This is a genomic window from Actinosynnema sp., assembly GCF_052038725.1.
The window spans coordinates 1-7459 of record NZ_JBQGCX010000545.1; the positions used below are offsets into that span (position 1 = coordinate 1).

Here is a 7459-nt window from a genome sequence, read left to right on the forward strand (position 1 = left end):
GCCCTCGGCTTGGACCTTGACGCCCCGCTTGGCTCCGTCGCCCGCAAGCCCCACCCAGTCGATCTGGAGGTTCTTCAGCTCGCTGGCGAGCGTCTTGTCGATGTTCTCGAGGTCGTTGGCGAGACCGCGCAGCGCCGACGAGGCGCTGGAGAACTGGCTCGCCACGTTGCCGCTCCGGATCTTGTCGATCATCCCCGCGAGCGCGTTGTTGTCGTACCCCTGGACGCGGATGTCGCCGACCTGGGTCTCAGCAGCCATGTCCCTCTTCCCCCTCAGCTCAAGGACGGCAGTGTCGCGAGGACCATCTCGGCGGCTGTCGTCGCCTTCTGGCACAGCAGTTCCTGGGTCCCCTTGTCCACGACGGGGAGGTAGTTCACGTACAGGTGCTGCTCATCGGCGACGTCCACCACGACCGTGCAGGAGTGGGGCCGGTCGCCCTTGAGCTTCATCGACAGTCCGTCGTACCCCGCCACCGAGATGGGGGTGACGTCGAGGTTTCCCCCGTCGTTCCAGGACCGGTAGCCGTCAGCGGTGATGAAGGCGACCACGTAACCGGCCGACGGCTTGGCGCCCTCGACGGACAGGTAGCCGCAGTTCGCGACGTCCTTGTACCGTCCCATTTCAGGATCGCCCGGCTTCCCCGGCTTCATGCCGAGTTGGTTCAACTGCTCCGGGGTGAGCGACTTGCACGGGTCCAGCCCGTCCAGCTTGAACTCCTGCGGGCGGTTCGACACCGCTTGGGTGGACGTCGGCGCGGAATCCGAGGACTGCACCGGGGCCGCCGTGCCGTCACGGGTGCTGGAACACCCGACCGCCAGGAGTCCGATCAGCGGGAGCGCGATGAGCGCACGAGGACGCACTCTTGCCAGCCAACGCACTGTTGATCTCGTCCTCGGTGATCTCGTATTCCCTGGCTGCGGCGGTCAACTGCTTCACCAGTCCATCCAGGCTCTGTGCGTACTGCTCGATGCGCACGGCGTACGCGTTGTCCCCCAGCACGAGGTTCTCGTTCCACGCGTGAATGACGCTCGCGCTGATCGGGTCGGTGTCAGCGTCGGGCGTGATCAAGAGGTCCTGGTTGGCGTAGAGGTTCTTCTCGTACAGGAGATCGCGTTGCTCGCCGATCACCCGGATGGCCTTGAGGACCGTCTCCGGGCTGACTCTGAACTCCTGCGCCCCCGCGCTAGAGGCGTTGTCCATGATCTCTCCCAGGCGCTTGTTGGCGGCAAAGAAAGCCGTAGCAGCGCCACCCACAGCACCCCCAGCGAGCGCAGCCACTCCCAGCAGGGATTTCTCCTCCACCACACCCTCCCCGGCACGGTTGGTAACAGGACGGTCCCAACTGGCAGGCTACCAACGCGGGCCTGAGCTGAGCCTGGGATTCGACGCGGACGGGCACGTCGTGGTTCCCCCGCTCGCCCGAACGGCCCAGCGCGCGAGCCCTGACCTGCGGGTCCGGCCCTGTCGGGAGCGCCCCCGCAGCGCGAGCCCGCCGACCGGCGGCGGAACAAAAACGGGGACCGCGCCCCCAAGGACGCGGCCCCCGCCACAAGATCCCGATCGCCCCTACGACGGGACGATGATCCCGCCCTCCACCGCCCGCTGGGCGATGTCCGTGCGGTGGTGCGACCCGGTCAGGTGCACCAGGTCCACCCGCTCGTACGCCGCCGCCCGCGCGTCCGCCAGGGTCTTCCCCGTGCCGACCACCGACAGCACCCGCCCGCCCGACGACACCACGGCCCCGTCGTCGCGGCGCCTCGTGCCTGCGTGCAGCACGCCCTCCGCGTCCGCCCCGCCGATCACGTCGCCGGTGCGCGGCCTGCCGGGGTAGCCCTCCGCGGCGACCACGACGGTCACCGCGTAGCCGTCCTCCCAGTCCAGCTCCGGCTGCTCGCCGAGCGCGCCGGTCGCCGCCGCCAGGAACAGCCCGGCGAGCGGGGTGCGCAGCAGCGGCAGGACGACCTGGGTCTCCGGGTCGCCGAAGCGGCAGTTGAACTCGATCACCTGGGGGCCGGTTGCGGTCAGGGCGAGGCCCGCGTAGAGCAGGCCGGTGAACGGCGCGCCCCTGCGGGCCAGCTCGTCCACGACCGGCTGCACGCAGGTGCGCACGATCGTGTCCACCAGGCCCTCCGGGGCCCACGGCAGCGGCGAGTAGGCGCCCATGCCGCCGGTGTTGGGGCCCGCGTCGCCGTCTCCGACGCGCTTGAAGTCCTGCGCGGGCTGGAGCGGCACCACGGTGGCGCCGTCGACCAGGCAGAACAGGGACACCTCGGGGCCGTCGAGGAAGCTCTCCAGCAGGACCGGGTGGCCGCCGTCGAGGAGGGTCATCGCGTGGGCCCTGGCCACCGCGCGGTCCGAGGTGACGACCACGCCCTTGCCCGCGGCCAGACCGTCGTCCTTCACCACCCAGCGGGGGCCGAAGCGGGTCAGGGCCGCGTCGAGGCGGGCCGGGTTGTCGACCACCTCGGAGGTCGCCGTCGGCACCCCCGCGGCGGCCATGACGTCCTTCGCGAAGGCCTTGGACCCCTCGATCCGGGCCGCCGACGCGGACGGGCCGAAGCAGGGCACGCCGAGCGCGCGGACGGCGTCCGCGGCACCCCCGACGAGCGGCTGCTCCGGCCCGACCACGACGAGGTCGGCGTTCCACTCCTGCACCAGGGCGGTGACCGCCCCGGTGTCGGACACGTCGAGCCCGAGGATCTCCGCCGCTCCCGCGATCCCGGCGTTGCCGGGGGCGCAGGCCAGCGCGCTGACCTGCGGGTCGCGCGACAGGGCGAGGACTAGGGCATGTTCACGGGCGCCAGACCCGATGACCAGGACACGCACGGTGGGCCAGCCTAGATGACGGGGGTGCTCACCCGCCCAGTGCGTCCCGCGATCCGGGGTGCAGCGGCACCGGGTCCGTCTGCGCGGCGAGAGCGCGGTCCACGTCGCGGGCCGCCGGGTGGGCCGCCTCCAGCTGCGACTTCCCCGAGAAGATCAACTCGGTGAGGGCGCACGCGTCGCCCCTCGGGAAGTCCTCGCGGACCAGCAGCACGTTCGGCACGACCACCGCGCCGACGTCGGTGGGCTGCTCGTAGGTGGCCGCCGGGATGATCCCCCGGTCGTACACCGGGCTGACCTCCTTCAGCTCGTCCAGCAGGTCGGTGACGTCGAGCACCTTCACCCGGTCGCCGAGCGAGGTGGTGATGTCGGTGATCTGCGCGGTGGGCAGCCCGCCGGACCACACCAGCCCGTCCAGGTTCCCGTCCTTCATCCCGTCGGCGGTCTTGGCCAGGTCCAGCCGCTGCGCCTGCACGTCGGCGTCCGGGTCGAGGCCCGCCGCCTCCAGCAGCCGGCGCGCGATGACCTCGGTGCCGGAGCCGGGCGACCCGGTGGAGATCCGCTTGCCGCGCATGTCCGCGATCGACGAGATGCCGCTGTCCGCGCGCACCAGCACCTGCGTGTAGTTCGGGTACAGCCTGGTCAGCGCGGCCACCTCCTGCGGCTGCCCGTCGAAGCTCCCGGTGCCCCGGACGGCGTCGGCGGCGGTGTCGGCGAGCGAGAACGCCACGTCGTAGTCGCCCGCGACGAGCTGCCTCACGTTCTGCACCGACGCGCCCGTCTCGGCCGCGGTGGCCTTGAGCGGCGTGCGGTCGCTGACCAGCTTCGCCAGCGCGCCGCCGACCACGTAGTACACGCCGCCGGAGTTGCCGGTGGCGATCGTGATCCGCCCGGCCGACGCCTCGCACGACCCGGACCCGCCGGACGCGCCCCCGGTCGGCGTGCGCTTGCCCCCGCACCCCGACGCCAGCAGTCCCACCGCGAGCACCCCGACGGCGGCCCGCACGACCCAGCTACGCATGACTCCTCCTCAGCAGGTGGACGGCCACCGCGAGCGCGAGCAGGCCGACGCCCACCGCCACGACGACCGGTTCCAGGTACAGCAGGGCGAGCGCGGCCAGCGCGCACAGCGCGCGCTCCACCGGTCCCGCCTCGCGGAAGATCCAGCCGCCGGTGGTGGCGGCGAGCGCGGCCACCCCGAGGGCGGACGCGGCGAACACCCACAGCACCTCGCCGACCGGCGCGCGCAGCAGCAGCGCGGACCCGTGGTCGGTGAGCACGAACGCCAGCGGCACCAGGAACGCGGGCAGCGTGTACTTCCAGGTGCGCCACATGGTCTTCACCACGTCGCCGCCGGTGATGGCCGCCGCGGCGACGGCGGCGAGCGCGGTCGGCGGGGTCACCTCGGACAGCACCGCGTAGTAGAAGATGAACATCGCCGTCTCCGGCCGGTCCACGCCCAGCTCGACCAGCGCGGGCCCGATGACGACCCACGAGATGATGAACGACGCGGTCACCGGCACGGCCAGCCCGAGCACGCTCACCGCGACGGCCGCGAGCGCGGCGGTGAGCGCCAGCACGGCGGTCGGGTGCGACACGAGCGCGGACGCCAGGTCGACCAGCGCGGACGCCAGCGCCTGCCCGAGCCCGGTCTTGGTGATGGTGGAGGTGATCACGCCCGCCGCCGCGCACACCGCGATCACCGGCAGGGCCGCGCGCACCCCGGTGGCCAGCGAGTCGACCAGCGACCGGGCCCAGCCGCGCACGTCGTGCCGCCGACCGACCAGCGCGAACAGCGCGGCGATGGCGGTGGCGTAGACGACGGCGGGCTGCACCGGGACGTCCAGCGCCAGGAACGCCACGATCACGAACAGCGACAGCAGGTGGTGCCCGCCGCGCCGCAGCACGGCCCACGCGCCGGGCGTGCCGACCTCGACGGGCCCCGCCCCGAACCGGCGGGCGTCGATCTCCACGGCCAGCGCGATGCCGAGGTAGTAGAGCAGCGTCGGCAGCGTCGCCCAGAGCAGGACCTCCAGGTAGGAGGCCTCCAGGTACTCGGCGATGATGAACGCGGCGGCGCCGAGGGTCGGCGGGGACAGGATGGCGCCGATGCCGGACGCGGCGAGCAGGCCGCCCGCGCTCTCCCTGGGGTAGCCGGCCTTCTTCAGCACCGGCCAGGTGACCGCGCCGAGGCTGACGGTGGTCGCGGTCCCGGAGCCGGAGACCGTGCCGAGCAGGAACCCGGCGGTGGCGGCGGTGCGGCCGGGCGCGGTGCGGGAGCGGCGGAACGCGGCGAAGCTCAGGTCCACGAAGAACGCGCCCGCGCCGGAGGTGTTGAGCACCGCGCCGTAGAGGGTGAACAGCACGATGTAGGTCGCGGCGACGTCGAGCGGGGTGCCGTAGAAGCCGGTGGCGTCGTTGTAGAAGCCGTTGATGATCTGGCTGAAGTCCACGCCCGCGTGCGAGATCGCCCAGTCGGGCGGCAGGTAGCCGCCGTAGTAGGCGAAGGCGGTGAAGGCGACGCACACCGAGGGCAGCACCCAGCCGGTGGTGCGGCGGGCGGCCTCCAGCACGAGCAGCAGCAGGGCCGCGCCCGCGGCGACGTCGAGGGTGGTGAGCTGGCCCTGGCGGTCGAGGAACGAGTCGAAGCCGCCGAGCAGCGGGTAGAGGCCGACCAGCAGGGCCAGCAGCGACAGCGCCCAGTCCAGGGGGGCGGGGTCGTCGCGCTCGGCGCGGGACGCGGCGGGTCTTCCGGGGCGGTAGCAGAGGAACACCAGCGGCAGGGTCACGCCGAGGAACAGCACGAGGTAGAACTGGTTGCCCTTGCTGAACGGCAGGAACACCTGCTTGAGCACGAGCAGCGCGGTGGCCAGGCAGACCAGCCAGACCGCGCGGTCCCAGCGGCGGGACAGCGACCGGGCGGGCAACTCCTCGTCGTGCTCGGCGATGAGGTCCGCGACGTCCGGGGGACGTTCGTCCGGGGGGCGTTCGGCGGCCTGCTCGGCCGTCTTGCCGTGATGGTCGGTGGAGCCGCTCACGTGCACCCGCGCTGCGCAGCAGTGCGAAACCACCGACCGCTGCACCGCAACCCTCTGCTGCGGCTCAGCTGATTTGGCTCTTTCATCTGGTCCACGCCCCTCTCCTGCCGCGCCGGTCGTGCAGGGAACGCTAGTTGTGCTCCCGGTCACAGCGACAGGGCGACCGCCTCAAGGGACTGTTAATCCCGCGCCGGGGATCGTTCACCGGTCCGCCGCCCCCGGTTGGCCGTTCCGTGACGGGATCGTCGCGGAGCGCGACGATGCTGCCCTGCGCGTTGTGCTCACTCACCGAGGAGGCCTCGATGGTGCGGAGTCGGTTGGCAGGGGTGGCGCTGGTGGCGCTCGCGGCGGTGGGCCTGGCGCCCTCGGCCGCGGCGGAACCGGAGGTGGCGCCGGAGCAGCGGGGCGAGCGGGTGGTCGTGATCGGGCACCGGGGCGCGTCCGGGCACCGGCCGGAGCACACGCTGGCCGCGTACGAGCTGGCCGCGCGGATGGGCGCCGACTACGTCGAGCCGGACCTGGTGCCCACGAAGGACGGGCAGCTCGTCGCCAGGCACGAGAACGAGATCGGCGGCACCACGGACGTGGCCGCCCGCCCGGAGTTCGCCGGTCGGCGGACCACCAAGTCGGTAGACGGGGTCGCGGTCACCGGCTGGTTCACCGAGGACTTCACCCTGGCCGAGCTGAAGGTGCTGCGGGCGAAGGAGCGCATCCCGGAGGTGCGACCGCGCAACACCCTCTACGACGGCCGGTACGAGATCCCGACCTTCCAGGAGGTCGTGGACCTGACCCGGAGGCTGGGCCGCGAGCTGGGCCGGGAGATCGGGATCTACCCGGAGACCAAGCACCCCACCTACTTCCGGGACATCGGGCTGCCGCTGGAGCCCGCGCTGGTGCGGGCGCTGGAGCGCAACGGGCTGAACAGGCGCGGCGCGAAGGTGTTCGTGCAGTCGTTCGAGGTGGCGAACCTGAAGGCGCTCAGCCGGTCGCTGCGGGTGCCGCTGGTGCAGCTGGTGAACGCGTCGGGCGCGCCGTACGACTTCGTGCAGGCAGGTGACCCGCGCACCTACCGCGACCTGGTGACGCCCGCCGGGCTGGAGGAGGTCGCGCGGTACGCGTCCGGGGTGGGGCTGGCCAAGGACGTGGTGCTGCCCAGGGACGCGGGCGGGTTCCTGCTGCCGGAGACGCCGGTGGTGCGGGACGCGCACGCGCGCGGGCTGCTGGTGCACGTGTGGACGTTCCGCAACGAGAACGCGTTCCTGCCCGCCGACCACCGCTCGTCGACCGACCCGGCCGCGTACGGGCGGGCGTTCGAGGAGTACGCGCGGTTCCTGGCCACCGGGGTCGACGGGGTGTTCGCCGACAACCCGGACACCGCGGTGGAGGCCGTGCGCGGGCGCTGAGGACCGCGAGGCGGAGAGCAGCGAGGCGGAGAGCCGTGCGCCGGCGCCGGGTGCCGGTGCCGGGTGCCGGGCGCTGTGCTGGAGCGGAAGGGCCCCCCAGCGGGAAAGCGCCGGCGGGGCCCCACCCGGGACCGGGGCCCGGCCCCGGCGGACCCGCCCCGAGGTGGACCCCGCGGCGGGGTGCGCCCCCGCGCG

General features: G+C 72.8%; 7 protein-coding genes. 1 reads left to right on the forward strand and 6 read right to left on the reverse strand.

Features of this window, described 5'->3' with window-relative positions; all coding sequences use genetic code 11:
* The 6 genes from ACTUAL_RS10980 to ACTUAL_RS11005 all read right to left on the reverse strand — a co-directional run.
* On the reverse strand, window positions 1-258 hold a 258-nt coding region (locus ACTUAL_RS10980), incomplete at its 3' end, for a hypothetical protein (protein ID WP_440900175.1).
* A gap of 14 nt (window positions 259-272) precedes the next feature.
* Entirely contained in the window at window positions 273-773 is a 501-nt protein-coding gene (locus tag ACTUAL_RS10985) for a DUF3558 domain-containing protein (RefSeq protein ID WP_440900176.1), read from the reverse strand.
* Window positions 774-789: 16 nt separating this feature from the next.
* Entirely contained in the window at window positions 790-1302 is a 513-nt protein-coding gene (locus ACTUAL_RS10990; protein WP_440900177.1) for a hypothetical protein, read from the reverse strand.
* A gap of 264 nt (window positions 1303-1566) precedes the next feature.
* Window positions 1567-2826, reverse strand: coding sequence for a phosphoribosylamine--glycine ligase (purD, locus tag ACTUAL_RS10995; RefSeq protein WP_096497374.1), 1260 nt, complete (start codon window positions 2824-2826; stop codon window positions 1567-1569).
* Between the two features lie 28 nt (window positions 2827-2854).
* Window positions 2855-3844 carry a TAXI family TRAP transporter solute-binding subunit gene (locus ACTUAL_RS11000; RefSeq protein WP_440900178.1) on the reverse strand — a complete coding sequence of 330 codons (990 nt, stop codon included), beginning with the start codon at window positions 3842-3844 and terminating at the stop codon, window positions 2855-2857.
* Entirely contained in the window at window positions 3837-5861 is a 2025-nt protein-coding gene (locus ACTUAL_RS11005) for a TRAP transporter permease (protein WP_440900179.1), read from the reverse strand. The genes ACTUAL_RS11000 and ACTUAL_RS11005 overlap by 8 nt, the downstream gene beginning before the upstream one ends.
* A 302-nt stretch (window positions 5862-6163) precedes the next feature.
* Here ACTUAL_RS11005 and ACTUAL_RS11010 point away from each other — a divergent pair, with 302 nt between their 5' ends.
* Entirely contained in the window at window positions 6164-7264 is a 1101-nt protein-coding gene (locus tag ACTUAL_RS11010) for a glycerophosphodiester phosphodiesterase (protein WP_440900180.1), read from the forward strand.
* The last annotated feature ends 195 nt before the right edge of the window (window positions 7265-7459 follow it).